Source organism: Xanthobacter nonsaccharivorans, assembly GCF_043194755.2.
Classification (GTDB): Bacteria; Pseudomonadota; Alphaproteobacteria; order Rhizobiales; family Xanthobacteraceae; genus Xanthobacter; species Xanthobacter autotrophicus_G.
The window spans coordinates 3,655,054-3,669,705 of sequence record NZ_CM195526.1 but is presented as its reverse complement, the minus strand read 5'-3'; the positions used below and the strand labels follow the sequence as shown (position 1 = coordinate 3,669,705).

General features: G+C 69.3%; 14 protein-coding genes. 8 read left to right on the top strand and 6 right to left on the bottom strand.

Annotation, left to right across the window (positions count from 1 at the left end):
* Window positions 1–140: 140 nt before the first annotated feature.
* On the top strand, window positions 141–1,217 hold the full coding sequence (locus tag V5F59_RS16830; protein WP_393976356.1) for an RgsD C-terminal domain-containing protein: 1,077 nt from the start codon (window positions 141–143) through the stop codon (window positions 1,215–1,217).
* 125 nt (window positions 1,218–1,342) lie between these two features.
* Window positions 1,343–1,666 carry a cytochrome c gene (locus V5F59_RS16825; RefSeq protein WP_393976355.1) on the top strand — a complete coding sequence of 108 codons (324 nt, stop codon included), beginning with the start codon at window positions 1,343–1,345 and terminating at the stop codon, window positions 1,664–1,666.
* Window positions 1,667–1,723: 57 nt separating this feature from the next.
* On the opposite strand, the gene thrS is transcribed toward V5F59_RS16825, so the two are convergent.
* Window positions 1,724–3,700 carry a threonine--tRNA ligase gene (thrS, locus tag V5F59_RS16820; protein ID WP_393976354.1) on the bottom strand — a complete coding sequence of 659 codons (1,977 nt, stop codon included), beginning with the start codon at window positions 3,698–3,700 and terminating at the stop codon, window positions 1,724–1,726.
* A 433-nt stretch (window positions 3,701–4,133) separates the two neighbouring features.
* Here thrS and V5F59_RS16815 point away from each other — a divergent pair, with 433 nt between their 5' ends.
* From V5F59_RS16815 to V5F59_RS16805, 3 genes are all read left to right on the top strand, one after another.
* Window positions 4,134–4,766 carry a L,D-transpeptidase gene (locus tag V5F59_RS16815; RefSeq protein WP_393976353.1) on the top strand — a complete coding sequence of 211 codons (633 nt, stop codon included), beginning with the start codon at window positions 4,134–4,136 and terminating at the stop codon, window positions 4,764–4,766.
* 41 nt (window positions 4,767–4,807) lie between these two features.
* Window positions 4,808–5,821: an amino acid ABC transporter substrate-binding protein gene (locus V5F59_RS16810; protein WP_393976352.1), complete on the top strand. Its 1,014-nt coding sequence runs from the start codon at window positions 4,808–4,810 to the stop codon at window positions 5,819–5,821.
* Between the two features lie 190 nt (window positions 5,822–6,011).
* Window positions 6,012–7,043, top strand: a complete 1,032-nt coding sequence (locus V5F59_RS16805) for an MBL fold metallo-hydrolase (protein ID WP_393976351.1) — start codon at window positions 6,012–6,014, stop codon at window positions 7,041–7,043.
* A 109-nt stretch (window positions 7,044–7,152) separates the two neighbouring features.
* Here V5F59_RS16805 and cutA read toward each other — a convergent pair whose 3' ends face one another.
* Entirely contained in the window at window positions 7,153–7,479 is a 327-nt protein-coding gene (gene cutA, locus V5F59_RS16800) for a divalent-cation tolerance protein CutA (protein ID WP_393976350.1), read from the bottom strand.
* A gap of 167 nt (window positions 7,480–7,646) precedes the next feature.
* Between cutA and V5F59_RS16795 the strand changes: the two genes are divergently transcribed.
* The 3 genes from V5F59_RS16795 to V5F59_RS16785 are packed head-to-tail and all read left to right on the top strand — an operon-like array spanning window position 7,647 to window position 11,045.
* A complete protein-coding gene (locus V5F59_RS16795) occupies window positions 7,647–8,429 on the top strand; it encodes an NAD kinase (RefSeq protein WP_393976349.1) in 783 nt (260 codons plus the stop codon).
* Between the two features lie 51 nt (window positions 8,430–8,480).
* Window positions 8,481–9,899, top strand: coding sequence for an MBOAT family O-acyltransferase (locus V5F59_RS16790; protein WP_393976348.1), 1,419 nt, complete (start codon window positions 8,481–8,483; stop codon window positions 9,897–9,899).
* A 12-nt stretch (window positions 9,900–9,911) separates the two neighbouring features.
* Window positions 9,912–11,045, top strand: a complete 1,134-nt coding sequence (locus tag V5F59_RS16785) for an alginate O-acetyltransferase AlgX-related protein (protein ID WP_393976347.1) — start codon at window positions 9,912–9,914, stop codon at window positions 11,043–11,045.
* Between the two features lie 36 nt (window positions 11,046–11,081).
* Here V5F59_RS16785 and V5F59_RS16780 read toward each other — a convergent pair whose 3' ends face one another.
* From V5F59_RS16780 to folE, 4 genes are all read right to left on the bottom strand, one after another.
* On the bottom strand, window positions 11,082–11,720 hold the full coding sequence (locus V5F59_RS16780) for a flavin reductase family protein (RefSeq protein ID WP_393976346.1): 639 nt from the start codon (window positions 11,718–11,720) through the stop codon (window positions 11,082–11,084).
* Between the two features lie 91 nt (window positions 11,721–11,811).
* On the bottom strand, window positions 11,812–12,888 hold the full coding sequence (locus tag V5F59_RS16775; protein ID WP_393977052.1) for a patatin-like phospholipase family protein: 1,077 nt from the start codon (window positions 12,886–12,888) through the stop codon (window positions 11,812–11,814).
* Between the two features lie 210 nt (window positions 12,889–13,098).
* Complete coding sequence (hisI, locus tag V5F59_RS16770) at window positions 13,099–13,602, bottom strand: phosphoribosyl-AMP cyclohydrolase (RefSeq protein WP_393976345.1); 504 nt, start codon at window positions 13,600–13,602, stop codon at window positions 13,099–13,101.
* A gap of 127 nt (window positions 13,603–13,729) precedes the next feature.
* Entirely contained in the window at window positions 13,730–14,494 is a 765-nt protein-coding gene (gene folE / locus V5F59_RS16765; RefSeq protein ID WP_393976344.1) for a GTP cyclohydrolase I FolE, read from the bottom strand.
* Window positions 14,495–14,652: the final 158 nt, after the last annotated feature.

Below are 14,652 nucleotides of genomic sequence, written 5' to 3'. Positions count from 1 at the left end.
CGCAACGGCGCAGCTTGCCCCTTATAGCACCGAAGGGCGGCCGGGCGACCGCCCCGCAGGGCGCCGGTGCCGCCGTCTGAGGGTGCGACGCGGCATGATCCTGACTTGAAACCGCCCCGAATTTTGTGCACCTCAGACAAATGAACCGCTTCGCTTGCGCGCTCATCCCGAATTTCCGGGCCTCCAAGGCCTCCTTCCGGCGCCTGGCGTCCCGGTTCGCGACGCTGTGCGCGGCGGTGGTGGTCGGCCTGTCGCTGGGGCAGGGGGTGCCCGGCCGGGCCGAGGCGCAGACCATGCCCTTCCTCGGCGCCCAGCCGGTGGTGCCGCCGCCCCCGCCGTTCCAGGCCCCCACGGCGCCGCGCCCGGTGCTGCAGGCGCCCGCCGCCGCGCCTGCCATGCCGGCCCCCGGCGGCTCCGGCCGGGAGCCCCATGCGGTGCTGCCGTCCCCGCCCGCCGGAAAGTCGGCGCTGGGCGTCTACGCCCGCTTCGGCGCGGATGGGCCGCCCATCCCGCGCATGCTGGTGTGGCGGGTGTTCGCCGACCAGCCGGAAAGCTCCGGCGCCTTTCCGCTCGTCGCGGAAAGCTCGGAGGCGACGCCGGTCTTCTTCCTCACCCCCGGCGGCTACATCATTCATGTGGCATACGGCTTCGCCTCGTCGGCGCAGCGGGTGCAGGTGGGGCCGGTCTCCCGCCGGCAGGCGTTCGACGTGCCCGCGGGGGCGCTGCGCCTCGGCGCCGACGTGAACGACAAGCCCATCGCCGCCCAGAAGCTCACCTTCGACATCTTCGAAGGCTCCTTCCTCCAGGGGAAGGCCTCCAGCCAGCCTTATTATCGCGGAGCCAACGCCGGCGAGGTGGTGCTGCTGCCCGAGGGCACCTACCACGTGGTGTCCACCTATGGCGACGCCAATGCCGTGGTGCGCGCCGACGTGAGCGTCTCTCCCGGCAAGCTCACCGACGCCACCGTGCACCATCGCGCCGCGCAGGTGGTGCTGAAGCTGGTGAAGGTGACGGGCGGCGAATCCCTGGCCGACACCCAATGGACCGTGACGACGCCCGGCGGCGACACGATCAAGGAATCCATCGGCGCATTTCCCAACGTCATTCTGGCGGAGGGTGAGTATGAGGCCACCGCCCGCAAGGACGGCAAGAGCTACACGCGCGAGTTCAAGGTGGAGCCCGGCAAGGACCAGGAGCTGGAAGTGTTGATGCGCTGACCGGCCTGCCGGCCCGTGCCGCCTCCCCGGCGCGCCCTCGCGCGAAGTGAAAACCGGTTCGCGTGGAGAAAACGCGTTTCCACAATGAGATAGAGTGTCCTGCAATGAGAAGAGGGAGCATCTACATGCTTATGCGCCGGCCGATCTTCGCCCTGGGGCTTCTCTCCCTCCTCGCCTTGCCGCAGGCGCCGGCTTCGGCCGCGGATGCCGCGGCGGGCCATGCCCTGGCCGAGAGCTGGTGCTCCAGCTGCCATCTGGTCGCGCCCGATTCCACGCATACCACCAGCGACGCGCCGCCGTTTCCCACCCTCGCCGCGGGGCGCAGGAAGATCACCGCCTCCTGGCTCGCCTTCCGCCTGCTCGCCCCCCATCCGGCCATGCCGCAGGTCTCCCTCACCCGAGCTCAGGCCGCCGACCTCGCCGCTTATTTCGCGACGCTGAGGAAGTAGGGAGCGAAACGAAAACGGGGCGCCGAAGCGCCCCGTTCAGATCCAGATGTCCTCGCCTCACGCCGCCTTCGCGGCCGACGCCCGGCGCTTCAGGTCCGGCGGCACCGCCTCGTCGGCGAGGGCGGCCACCACGTCGTCGAGCGTGCCAGACGACTGGGCGTTGGAGCCGAGGCGGCGGATGGAGAGGGTGCGCTCGGCCGCCTCCTTCTTGCCCGCCACCAGAAGCACCGGCACCTTGGCCAGCGAGTGCTCGCGGACCTTCAGGTTGATCTTCTCGTTGCGCAGATCCACCTCGGCGCGCAGGCCGGCGGCCTTGAGCTGGGCGACCACCTCGGCGGCGTACTCATCCGCGTCGGAGGTGATGGTGGCGACGACCACCTGGGTCGGCGCGAGCCACAGCGGGAAGTGTCCGGCGAAGTGCTCGATGAGGATGCCGGTAAAGCGCTCCATGGAGCCGCAGATGGCGCGGTGGATCATCACCGGCGTCTTCTTCTGCCCGTCCGCGTCCACATAGAAGGCGCCGAACCGCTCCGGCAGGTTGAAGTCCACCTGGGTGGTGCCGCACTGCCATTCGCGGCCGATGGCGTCCTTCAGCGTGTACTCGAACTTGGGACCGTAGAAGGCGCCCTCGCCGGGCAGGATGCCGGTCTTGATCTTGCCGCCCGAAGCATCCTCGATCTGCTTCAGCACGCGGGTCATCACCTCCTCGGCGTGATCCCACACGGCATCCGAGCCCACGCGCTTCTCCGGTCGGGTGGAGAGCTTCACCACGATCTCCTCGAAGCCGAAGTCGGCATAGGTGGAGAGGATGAGATCGTTGATCTTCAGGCACTCCGCCGCCATCTGCTCCTCGGTGCAGAAGATGTGGGCGTCGTCCTGGGTGAAGCCGCGCACGCGCATGAGCCCGTGCAGCGCGCCGGAGGGCTCGTAGCGGTGCACCGCGCCGAACTCGGCGAGGCGCAGCGGCAGGTCGCGATAGCTCTTCAGCCCGTGCTTGAAGATCTGCACATGGCCCGGGCAGTTCATGGGCTTCAGGGCGAACACGCGCTCGTCCTTGGTCTCGTCGCCGGCGGACTGGACCTTGAACATGTTCTCCTTGTACCAGCCCCAGTGGCCGGAGGTCTCCCACAGGGAATGGTCGAGCACCTGGGGGGCGTTGACCTCCTGGTAGTCGGCCTTCAGGCGGCGGCGCATGTAGGCCACCAGCTCCTGGAACAGCGTCCAGCCCTTGGGATGCCAGAAGACCGTGCCGGGCCCTTCCTCCTGGAAGTGGAAGAGGTCCATCTCCCGGCCGAGGCGGCGGTGGTCGCGCTTCTCGGCCTCCTCCAGGCGGTGGAGGTAGGAGGCCAGCTCCTTCTCGTCCTGCCAGGCGGTGCCGTAGATGCGGGTGAGCATGGGGTTGTTCGAATCACCGCGCCAATAGGCGCCGGCCACCTTCATGAGCTTGAAGGCGTTGCCGATCTTGCCCGTGGAGGGCATGTGCGGGCCGCGGCAGAGGTCGAACCACTCGCCCTGCTTGTAGATCTTCACGTCCTGGTCGGCGGGGATCGCGTCCACCAGCTCGACCTTGTAATTCTCGCCCTTCTCGGCGAACACGCGCTTGGCCTCGTCGCGGGTCCACACTTCCTTGGTGAAGGGGCGGTCGCGGGCGATGATCTCGCGCATCTTCGCCTCGATGACCGGGAGGTCCTCGGAGGTGAAGGGGGCGTTGCGGGCGAAGTCGTAATAGAAGCCGTTCTCGATCACCGGGCCGATGGTCACCTGGGTGCCCGGCCACAGCTCCTGCACCGCCTCGGCCATGACGTGCGAGCAGTCGTGGCGGATCAACTCCACCGCGCGCGGGTCGTCGCGGGTGACGATCTCGATCTTCGCATCGCGGGTGATGGGCTCGGCGAGGTCGGCGAGGTTGCCGTCCAGCGTGACGGCGACGGCCTTCTTGGCGAGAGACTTGGAAATGGCGGCGGCGATGTCCGCGCCGGACGTCCCCTCGGCATAGTCGCGCTTGGCGCCATCGGGGAAGGTCAGGGAAATCATGGATCAACTCCTCGTTCGCCCACTCCTGCGCACCACGCAGGTAGGCATGCTCGTTTTCTTCGGGCGGCTCCTTTTAGGAAAGCCATGCGGCGGCGTAAAGGACGTGCCGGCCCGACCCGTCATGACGTAAGGTCATACCCCGTCATGGCGTGTCGATGATACCGTTCCGTTACCAATGCATCCGAAAATGCTGCACTGCGTTGGCTGCAACCCCCCTTTTCCTCGCGCGCGGCCTCGGCTAATCCGGAAGCGGGGTCGTGAGTGTTCGCCGAGCCAGGGTGTGCGTCGAGGTCCGGGATCGGGCCGGGAACAGGGGCGGGCGGGCTGCGCGGGGTAGGGTGCCGGTCGGGTGCGCGCCGTGGCGCGTCCGGTCCGGTCCGCGAACACCGCATCCGGCGGAACGGTCCGTCCGGAACGCGAGAAAAGAGGCGGCATGATGCCTGTGACGTTCAAGACCTTGACCATCGCCGTCCTGATGCAGGCCGGCCTGTTTGCCTTCGCGTCCGGCGCCCAGGCGCAGGTGGGGCCGCGCGGCGCCCCCGGCGCCGTGATGGATATCGACGACCAGCCGGGCCTCGTGGCCCCGGACGACGACGTGGCGCAGATGGATCCCGCCTTCCGCCGCCAGCCGGTCTATTTCCGCACCACGGAGAAGCCCGGCACCATCGTCATCCACACCAACGAGCGCTTCCTCTACCTCGTGCAGGGTGACAACCGGGCGCTCCGCTACGGCATCGGCGTGGGCCGCGACGGCTTCCAGTGGTCGGGCCTCAAGAGCATCGAGCGCAAGGCCGAGTGGCCCGACTGGACCCCGCCCGCGGAGATGATCCAGCGCCAGCCCTACCTGCCGCGCTTCATGGCCGGCGGCCCCGGCAATCCCATGGGCGCCCGCGCGCTGTACATCAGCGGCACCGTCTACCGCATCCATGGCACCAACCAGCCGCAGACCATCGGCTATGCGGTGTCTTCCGGCTGCTTCCGGCTGGTGAACAGCGACATCATCGACCTTTATGGCCGCGTGCCCGTGGGCACCAAGGTGGTCGTGCGCCAGCAGGCCGCCCTTTGAGAGCGGCTTCCTCACTTCTCTCTTTCTCACTGGGGGCATTCATGAAGACGATCCTGGCCATTCTGGCCGGCGCCACGCTTGCGCTCACCGCCACGGCGGCTTCGGCGCAGACCCTCAAGGCCGTGAAGGACCGCGGCGAGCTGGTCTGCGGCGTCTCGAAGGGCCTTCCGGGCTTCTCCGCTCCCGACGCGGCCGGCAGCTGGTCGGGCTTCGACGTGGATGTCTGCAAGGCGCTCGCCGCGGCCATCCTCAACGATCCGGGCAAGGTGAAGTACGTGGCGCTGACCGCGGACGAGCGCTTCCCGGCCCTGAAGGACGGCAAGATCGACGTGCTCTCGCGCAACTCCACCTGGACGCTGGAGCGCGAGGCCAAGCTCGGCCTGCTGTTCACCGCTATCAATTATTATGACGGCCAGGGCTTCCTGGTGCGCGACGCGCGCAAGGTCACCTCCGCCCTGGAGCTGAACAAGTCCAAGGTGTGCGTCCAGGCCGGCACCACGGCCGAGGAGAACACCAGGGATTACTTCGCCGCCAACGGCATGGAGCTGGAGCTCGTCACGCTTCCCACCTCCGGCGACCTGGTGAAGGCCTACGAGGACGGCAAGTGCGACACCCTCACCACCGACGTGTCGCAGCTCTACGCGCTCCGCCTCACCATGGCGAAGCCGGGCGACCACATCGTGCTGCCTGACGTGATCTCCAAGGAGCCCCTCGGCCCCGTGGTGCGCCAGGGCGACGACCAGTGGGCGAACCTCGTGAAGTGGACCGTCTTCGGCATGATCAACGCCGAGGAGCTCGGGGTGGCGACCTCCACCATCGACCAGGCCCTCGCCTCCAAGAAGCCCGAGGTGCGCCGTCTCGTGGGCACCGATGGCGGCTTCGGCGAGCAGCTGGGCGTGACGAACGATTTCGTCGTGCGCATCATCAAGGCGGTGGGCAACTACGGCGAGAGCTTCGAGCGCAACGTGGGCGCCGCCTCGAAGCTTGGCATCCCGCGCGGCATCAACCAGCTCTGGAGCATGGGCGGCATCCAGTACGCCCCGCCGGTGCGCTGAGGCGCGGCCGACCGCCCGAGAAGATGAAGCCGGCCTACGGGCCGGCTTTTTTTGTTGGCGTCGCTTCCCCTGCGGGCCCTGTCCGATGGCGCGGCTCGCGACCATTTGAGCGCTCGCCACCTCATTGAGGTCGATCACGCCCATACCTCTCGCCTAATCTCCCGCACCTTCACGCAGCGAGGAGATTGGGATGACCGAGGTTTCGCGGCGGGCTCTGCTGGCCGGTGCCGCCGGCACGGCGGGGGCGATGGTGGCGGGTGGGGCGACGGTCAGCGCAACACAGGTCCAGGCCGCCACGAGCGGTGCCGTGGCGCAGGCGATCGGCGGACTGGCTGCCGCGCCGGTGGCCACCGGCGGGCAGGCGCCGAGCGTCTATCGCTACAAGGTGGGCGACGTGGTGGTCACCGCCGTCTCCGACGGCATGCGCACCATTCCGCTCTCCGACACCTTCGTGCGCAACCAGCCGAAGGAGGCGGTGAACGCCGCGCTGAAGGCGGCCTTCCTGCCGGAGAATCAGGTGCCCATCTCCTTCACCGTGCTGCTGCTCGACATGGGCGGGCGGCGCGTGCTGGTGGACACCGGCAACGGCGGCCAGCCCGGCCCGGTGGGCCTCCTGCGCGGCACCCTGGCCTCCGCCGGCGTCGATCCGGCGAGCGTGGACCAGGTGGTGATCTCCCATTTCCACCCTGACCACATCAACGGCCTGCTCACGCCGGAGGGGGCGCTGGCCTACCCCAAGGCGCAGGTGTCCGTGCCCGAGCGCGAATGGGCCTTCTGGATGGACGAGGGCCAGATGAGCCGCGCGCCGGATGGGCTGAAGGGCAATTTCCAGAACGTGCGGCGCGTGTTCAAGGCGTTCGAGGGCAAGGTGGAGCGCTACGCCTGGGACAAGGAGGTGGCGCCCGGCCTCACCGCCGTGGGCACGCCCGGCCACACGCCGGGGCACACCTCCTTCCAGCTCGGCTCGGGCAAGGACGTGCTGTTCATCCAGTCGGACCTGTCGAACCTGCCGGCGCTGTTCGTGCGCAACCCGTCCTGGCACGCGGTGTTCGACATGGATCCGGTGGCGGCGGAGGAGGTGCGGCGCAGGACCTACGAGCGCCTCGCCGCCGACCGGACGCTGCTGGCCGGCTATCACATCCCCTTCCCGGGGGCGCTGTATCTGGAGAAGGACGGGGCGGGCTTCCGCACCGTGCCCCTGTACTGGCGCCCGGTGCTTTGATGGCGCAGGCCCGGGGGCAGGACATGCGGGCCTGCGGATGCGCGCGCGGCCCTTGGCCTCGTCCGCCTTGCGTCGGTCGAGGCCAAGGGCCGGCCGGGGGGCGGGGGCCTCAGGCCGGCGTGTCCGTCACTTCCGCGCCGATCCAGGCGAGGAAGGCGGGCAGTCCGCCCTCCACCGGCAGCACGAGAATGGCCGGCACCGCGTAGGGGTGCCGGCTGCGCACGGCCTCCACCACCTCGCCCGCGCGGGCGGCGGTGGTCTTCAGGAGCAGCACCACCTCGTCCGCCCGCTCTATCCGATCGTCCCAGCGATAGAGGGAGACCATGCCCGGCAGGATGTTGGCGCAGGCGACGAGCCGCGCCTCCACCAGCGCGCGGGCGACCGTCTCGGCCGCGTCAAGGGACGGGAAGGTGGAATAGACGAGGCGCGGGTCCATGCGGGGGCCTCTCGCGGCATCCGGTGCGAGGGAAGTCCCTTCTTCTAGCCCATGCCAGCCCTGCGGCGAAGGCGCCTCGACAGACGGGCGTCGGGGAGCTAGACCGGAAACGCAGTCGCGGCGGCGCTTCAGGCCCGTCCTCCTCAGGCCCCTTCGACCTCCCTCCGATGAGCGAACCTGCCCGCCGCTTCTCCCGCATCGCCTTCGTCGCCAGCCAGACGCCCGAGGCGGAGGCCGCGCGCCTGCGCCTTATCGCGCGCTACGGCGCAGTCGACGACGGCGAGGCGGACGTGATCGTCGCCCTCGGCGGCGACGGCCTGATGCTGCAGACCCTGCACCGGTTCCGCGACCGCGGGCTGCCCATCTATGGCATGCACCGCGGCTCGGTGGGCTTCCTGATGAACACCTTCCGCGAGGAAATGCTGCCGCAGCGCCTCGCCGCCGCCCAGCAGGTGACCATCCACCCCCTCATCATGGAGGCGGTGGACGCCAGCGGCACGCGCCACCGCGCCCCGGCCTTCAACGAGGTGTCGCTGCTGCGCCAGACCTACCAGGCGGCGAAGCTGCGCATCTCCATCGACGGCAAGGTGCGGCTGGAAGAGCTCATCTGCGACGGGGTGATCGTGGCGACGCCGGCGGGCTCCACCGCCTACAACCTCTCCGCCCACGGGCCGATCCTGCCGCTCGGCACGGCGCTGCTGGCGCTCACCCCCATCTCGCCCTTCCGCCCCCGCCGTTGGCGCGGCGCGCTGGTGCCGGACAAGGCGCGCATCGACATCGCCGTGATGGAGGCCGACAAGCGCCCGGTGAGCGCGGCGGCGGACCATTTCGAGGTGCGGGACATCATCGCCGTGTCGGCGCGGCTCGATGCCTCCTCCTCCATCGACATGCTGTTCGATCCCGACCACGGTCTGGAAGAGCGTATCCTGCGCGAGCAATTCGTGTATTAGAGGCGGATTGCGCGCCAGCGCGGAGAAGGGCGAGCCGGCTTCCGACGTTCCATGGTCTTTTCCTCAGTCACCTTCCTCTTCTATTTCCTGCCGGCCTTCCTGCTGTGCTACTTCGCGACGCCGGGCGTGCGCGCGAAGAACATGGTGCTGCTCGCCTTCTCCCTCGTCTTCTATGCGTGGGGCGGCATCGCCAACGTCGCCGTTTTGGCGGTCTCCATCGTCGCAAACTATTTCCTGGCCCTCGCCATCGGGCCGCGGAGCGAGACATGGCGGCTGAGGATGCTGGCGCTGGCGGTGGCGGCGAACCTCGCCGGCCTCATCGCCTTCAAATATGCGGGCTTCCTGGCGCAGAACCTCAACCTGCTCCTCCAGCCCCTCGGCGTGGCGCTGCCGGTGGTGCATCCGGCGCTGCCGCTCGGCATCTCCTTCTTCACCTTCCACGCCATCTCCTACCTGGTGGACGTCTACCGCCGGAAGGCCTCGGCCAACGGGCGGTTCGAGGAGATCGCGGTCTACATCACCATGTTCCCGCAGCTGGTGGCCGGGCCCATCGTGCGCTACTCCACCATCAACCGGCGCATCCACACGCGGCGCACCACCCTCGGACGGGTCTCGCTGGGCCTGCGCATCTTCATCATCGGCCTGTCGTGGAAGGTGCTGATCGCCGACGAGGTGGCCCCCGTGGTGGCGGCCGTGTTCGACAACACCACGGCCCCGAACCTGGGCGAGGCCTGGCTCGGGGTGACGGCCTACGCGCTGCAGATCTATTTCGACTTCGGCGGCTATTCCAACATGGCCATCGGCCTCGCCGTCGCCATGGGCCTGAAGTTCCCGCGCAACTTCAACCTGCCCTACGGGGCGCGCTCCATCAGCGATTTCTGGCGCCGCTGGCACATGAGCCTGTCCAGCTGGTTCCGGGACTATGTGTACATTCCGCTGGGCGGCAACCGGCGCGGCCACCTCAGCACCGCGGTGAACCTGTGGAGCGTCTTTCTGCTGTGCGGCCTGTGGCATGGGGCGAGCTGGACCTTCGTCATCTGGGGCGCCCACCACGGCACGTTCCTGGTGCTGGAGCGCACCCGCTTCGGCGCCTGGCTGAAGGACGGGCCGCGGCTCCTCTCCCATGTCTATGTGCTGCTGGTGGTGCTGTTCGGCTGGGTCTGGTTCCGCGCCAACTCGTTTCCGGGCGCCATGGAGCTGTTCCAGGGCCTCGTGGGGATGAATGGGGTGGGCTATCTCTCCGCCCAGCTGGAGGTGGAGCTGAAGCCCGTCACCATCGCCATCCTGATCCTGGCGTGGCCGCTCGCCATGTTCGGCCTGCCGCGGCCCGGCGGGCGCTCGCTCGCGCCCAGGATCCGCCTCGCCCTGTTCGGCGCGGTGGACAGCGTGGTGGTGTGGGGCCTGTTCGTTCTGTGCGTGCTCTCGGTGGGAGCGGCGACCTACTCGCCGTTCCTGTACTTCCGGTTCTGAGGAGGACGGGCGATGCCGCTTCTCATGTCCTTCCGGCGCTGGTGGGCGGTGATCTTCTTCGCCATCCTCACCTTGCCCACCATCGGCCTCGTGGCACCGGACGCGCCCGCGCCCCTGCGCACCGTGCTGGAGCCGGAGGCGCACTGGTGGGAGGAGGCGGCCAAACGCCTCGACCCCTTCATCAACAACGCCTTCGGCTTCCGCGGCGCGGTGCTGGCCGCGCACCGCTCCTACATGCGCTTCATGGGCGACACCCAGGGCGACCTCGCGCTGAAGGGGGAGAACGGCTCCCTGTTCCTGAAGGACGAGCACGCGCTGGAGCAGTCGCTCGGCCAGTTGGTCCGGCCGGAGGCGGTGAGCGGCTTCGTCGCCTTTGCCGAGCGCATGAACGCCTATATGAAGGCCCGTGGCGGGCGCTTCGTGGTGCTCATCCCGCCCAACGGCCACACCACCAATTTCGAGAACCTGCCCGCCTACGCCCGCCGCCTGAAGACATCGCCGACCGAGTACGACCTCGTGGCCCAGCAGATGAAGGCGGCGGGCCTCACCTTCGTGGACATGCGCCCCATCCTCGCCGAGGCGAAGAAGGTCGGCCCCGTCCACTGGCGCTACGACACCCACTGGAACCAGCGCGGCATGCTGCTGGGGTTCAACGCGGCCATGGCGGCGGCCGGGCGGCCGGACCTCGCGGTGAAGGCGGAGGACGCCCTCGGCCCGGCGGAGCCCCGCCTCACCGGCGACCTGCTGCGCGCCACCGGCGCCCGCGTTCCCAACCCGCCGGACGTGCAGTTTCCGCCCAAGGGTCCCATGGTCCCGCCGAAGGAGCAGACGCTCATTCCCGGCCTGTTCAAGCCGGTGGCGCCGCACGATCCCTTCGTGCCCTATGCGGTGGATACGGGCCATCCCGGCCCGCGCATCATGGTGATCGGCGACAGCTTCAGCCAGGGCTCGTGGCGGGGCCTCGGCATCTCCGCAGCCTCCGCCTATTCCTGGCAGCACCACCGCTATTGCCGGTTCGACATGGAATCGGTGGAGCGCTTCAAGCCCGATATCCTCATCTACGCCCCCACCGAGCGCGCCATGCCCTGCAAGGGCGAGCCGGAGAACTGGCCGAAGGCGGCGGCGGACGCCGGCAAGGCGGGCTGAAGGGGCGCTTCCTTCAGCCCCGCGTTGCCGGGAAGATCAGGCGGCCGGGGCGCGGGCCTTCAGGTCCGAGCCTCCGCCCGGAGGGCGCTCGCGCTCCACCAGCCGCTCGATGGGGCCGTAGTCCAGATAGCCGCAGCGGGACAGCACCTTCAGCATCGCGATGTCGACCCGGCCATCGACGATGGCGCCGTCGTCGATATGCACGCCCACCACCTCGCCGATGATCATGTGGGCGTTGGTGAGAGTGCCGTCCTTCGCGCGGGGGCGGATGGTCTCCACATAGACGCATTCGAGCGCGCAGGGCGCGGCGGCGACCCGCGGCGGCTTGACGAGGCGCGAGGGCGCCTTCTCCAGCCCCGCGAAATCGAACTCGCTCTGGTCCGGCGGCAAGGGCGCGGAGCACAGGTTGATGGCGTCCACGAGGTCAAGGACGGCGAGGTTGCAGACGAACTCGCCGGTGGCCTCGATGTTGGCGACGCTGTCCTTCCGGCCGAGGGAGGAGAACATCACCAGCGGGGGCACCTCGCAGATGAGGTTGAAGAAGGAATAGGGCGCGAGATTCGCGGTGCCCGCCGGCGTCAGCGAGGAGATCCAGCCGATCGGCCGGGGGGCGACGATGGCCTTCAGCGGGGAATGGGGCAGTCCGTGGTTCCGCTTGGCGGGCTCGTAGAACATGGCTGTGCTTTCGGGATGGGACAGGCCGGCAGATTAGCCAGCGCCCGCGCAAGCCGGAAGGGCTGAGGGCGCGTGGCCGGCGGCCGCGCCCTCAGCCCAGCGCGACCATGCTCTCGCGGATGTCGGCCATGGCCCGCTCGGCCGCTTCCTCGCCGGCGGCGATGGCCTCCTTCGCCCGCAGGAAATCGAACAGGCCGATGCGCGCCAGCTTGGGGGAGACCATGAGGTCCGGCGGGTCGCCGGCGAGGCGCGAGCGGGCGATGCGGTCCTGGGTGATGTTGAAGGCCTCGGTCATCACCGTGGTGAGGCCGCGCGGCCCGTCATTCACCTGGGCGCCGCGGCCGGGGAAGAACTGGCGGCGGATGCGGTCCGGGCTGAGCATGGCGGCGATGCCCTCCTTCTTCTCGGAAAGGGCCACCTCGGCCGCCTCCACCACGCCGCCATGTTCGTGAATGACCGTGCCGTGGCCGAACACGTCGGCATTGAGGTTCACGGCGATGACCATGCGCGCGCCCATGGCGCGGGCGGTGGAGACGGGCACGGGATTCACCAGCGCCCCGTCCATCAGCCAGCGTCCGCCCACCTTCACCGGCGTGAAGATGCCGGGCAGGGCGTAGGAGGCGCGGATGCCGTTCACGAAGTCGCCGCGGGTCAGCCAGATCTCGTGGCCGGTGCCGAGCTCGGTGGCGATGGCGGCGAACACCACGGGCAGGTCCTCGATGGCGACGGCGCCCACCTCCCGGCGCATCAGCTCCACCAGCCGCCGCCCGCCGATGAGGCCGGCGCTGCCGAGGGCGAAATCGAGCAGGCCGATGATGTTGCGCTTGGTGAGGCCGAGCGCCCAGTCCTCCAGCATGTCGAGCTTGCCGGCGGCCCAGATGCCGCCCACCACCGCGCCGATGGAGGTGCCGGCGACCACCGAGGGGCGGATGCCGTGGCGCTCCAGAACCTTCAGCACGCCGATATGGGCGAAGCCCCGCGCCGCGCCGCCGCCGAGGGCGAGGCCGATGGACGGCCCGGCCTTGCGGCCGATGTGGGGTGCGGGATGGGAGGGGGTGTCGAGATCGGGCGGGGCGGCGGTCCGCGGGTCGTCCGGGGTCGGGGTGGACGGGCTCGCGCCGCGCGGGGACTCGGGCGGGCCAAACCGCCAGTTGAGGGATTGCAGCAGCATGCGCGCCTCCCGATGCGCCGCCGGATGGCGGCCCCGATCTACCTATGCCCCCCGAATGTCCCCATTGTGCGGCGGTTCCCGCGCGGCGTGCGGAAAACCGGTATGCCGCGCGCGAACAGCCGCCCCCGAGGTTAGGGGACATATACTAACGTCTGGTGTCGTAAGCGTGTCGGCGCCGGAAGGCGGGCAGGGCGCGGGCGCGCGCCCTCAGTGGTCGTGCCCGTGGTCCTTGCCGTAGACCGCCGCCGGATCGAAGCGCGGCGCATCCCCGGTGAAGGCGAGGGCCGTGGCGGCGGAGGGCGCGGCACCCAGCGGCACGGCGCGATAGAAGCAGGAGCGGCGACCGGTGTGGCAGGCGGCGCCCGTGCCACCCATCTCCACCTTGATGACGACCGCGTCCTGGTCGCAGTCGATCAGCATCTCCTTGACCTTCTGGGTGTGGCCGGAGGTCTCGCCCTTCTTCCAGAGCCTGCCGCGGGAGCGGCTGAAGTAGACCGCCTCGCCGGTCTCGATGGTGAGGGCGAGGGCCTGCGCATTCATGTGGGCGAGCATCAGCACCTCGCCCGTCTGCGCGTCCACGGCCACGCAGGTGACGAGGCCGTTGGCATCGAAGCGGGGGGTGAGGGCGGTGCCTTCCTCCAGAGCCGCGCCGGTGCCGGGGGCGGGGAAGGGGGCGGAATGGCTCTCGGCGCTTTTGGTCTCGGCGCTCATGGGGCTCCAACTCGACAGGAAAGGCGCTCCTGCGCCGCAGGCGCGTCGCTGCCGCACCGGTTCACGCCTTGTCTCCACGCAAACCGGTGCCGGCTTCGCTCGAGGATGCCGGAACGGCGTCCTGCGGTCAGCCCTTGGAGCGCAGCAGGGTGATGAAGCGCACCTGCTCGGCCGGGTCGTCCCGGAACACGCCGGTGAACTGGGTGGTGAGGGTGGAGACGCCGGCCTTGGTGATGCCGCGCATGGACATGCACATGTGCTCGGCCTCGATCATCACCGCCACGCCGCGGGGGCGCAGGCCCTCGTCGAGGGCATTGATGATCTGCGAGGTGAGGTGCTCCTGCGTCTGCAGCCGGTGGGCGAAGATATCGACCACCCGCGCGATCTTGGAGAGCCCCACCACGCGCTCCACCGGGAAATAGGCCACATGGGCCTTGCCCACGAACGGCACCATGTGGTGCTCGCAATGGGAATGGAAGGGGATGTCGCGCAGCAGCACGAAATCGTCGAACGTGCCGATCTCGCCGAAGGTCCGGTCGAGCAGCTCGTCCGCATCCTCGCCATAGCCGGAGAAGAGCTCGTCATACGCCTTCACCACCCGCTTGGGCGTGTCCAGCAGGCCCTCGCGGGCGGGATCTTCCCCCAGATAGGCCAGCAGGGTGCGCACGGCGGCTTCCGCTTCCTTGCGGGTGGGCCGGGGCGTGCCGTCCGGCAGGGGGCCGAACGCCTTGCGCACGGGGGCTGCCCCGTCCGCCTTCGGCTCGCTGTCCCTGGCCTCGCTGTCCCTGGCCTCGCCGTCCTTGTGCTTGCGGGCCCGCGCCTCGGCCTTGCGGAGGCGTTCACGTTCCTCGTTCTCGGCCTGCGCCTTGAACAACTTCACTACCGCGTCCATGACCAACTCCGTCCGACCCCCTTCTCGCGAAGAGGGAGTGTCACCGGTTGTCGGCTGCGCATGCGCGGTGTCGCTCAAACCGCGCCCCGCCGAAAGCCGGCGGCGGCCTTGCCGTCCAGATCCTTATCAGGCCCAATGTCGGGCCTAAGTTCTATGAT

Bases quoted from the DNA above. Each gene is read 5' to 3' on its own strand.
- V5F59_RS16810 (WP_393976352.1), top strand. From the start codon at position 4,808: ATGAAGACGATCCTGGCCATTCTGGCCGGCGCCACGCTTGCGCTCACC.
- V5F59_RS16795 (WP_393976349.1), top strand. From the start codon at position 7,647: ATGAGCGAACCTGCCCGCCGCTTCTCCCGCATCGCCTTCGTCGCCAGC.
- V5F59_RS16830 (WP_393976356.1), top strand. From the start codon at position 141: ATGAACCGCTTCGCTTGCGCGCTCATCCCGAATTTCCGGGCCTCCAAG.
- thrS (WP_393976354.1), bottom strand. From the start codon at position 3,700: ATGATTTCCCTGACCTTCCCCGATGGCGCCAAGCGCGACTATGCCGAG.
- V5F59_RS16825 (WP_393976355.1), top strand. From the start codon at position 1,343: ATGCTTATGCGCCGGCCGATCTTCGCCCTGGGGCTTCTCTCCCTCCTC.
- hisI (WP_393976345.1), bottom strand. From the start codon at position 13,602: ATGAGCGCCGAGACCAAAAGCGCCGAGAGCCATTCCGCCCCCTTCCCC.
- V5F59_RS16805 (WP_393976351.1), top strand. From the start codon at position 6,012: ATGACCGAGGTTTCGCGGCGGGCTCTGCTGGCCGGTGCCGCCGGCACG.
- V5F59_RS16790 (WP_393976348.1), top strand. From the start codon at position 8,481: ATGGTCTTTTCCTCAGTCACCTTCCTCTTCTATTTCCTGCCGGCCTTC.
- cutA (WP_393976350.1), bottom strand. From the start codon at position 7,479: ATGGACCCGCGCCTCGTCTATTCCACCTTCCCGTCCCTTGACGCGGCC.
- V5F59_RS16785 (WP_393976347.1), top strand. From the start codon at position 9,912: ATGCCGCTTCTCATGTCCTTCCGGCGCTGGTGGGCGGTGATCTTCTTC.
- V5F59_RS16815 (WP_393976353.1), top strand. From the start codon at position 4,134: ATGATGCCTGTGACGTTCAAGACCTTGACCATCGCCGTCCTGATGCAG.
- V5F59_RS16780 (WP_393976346.1), bottom strand. From the start codon at position 11,720: ATGTTCTACGAGCCCGCCAAGCGGAACCACGGACTGCCCCATTCCCCG.
- folE (WP_393976344.1), bottom strand. From the start codon at position 14,494: ATGGACGCGGTAGTGAAGTTGTTCAAGGCGCAGGCCGAGAACGAGGAA.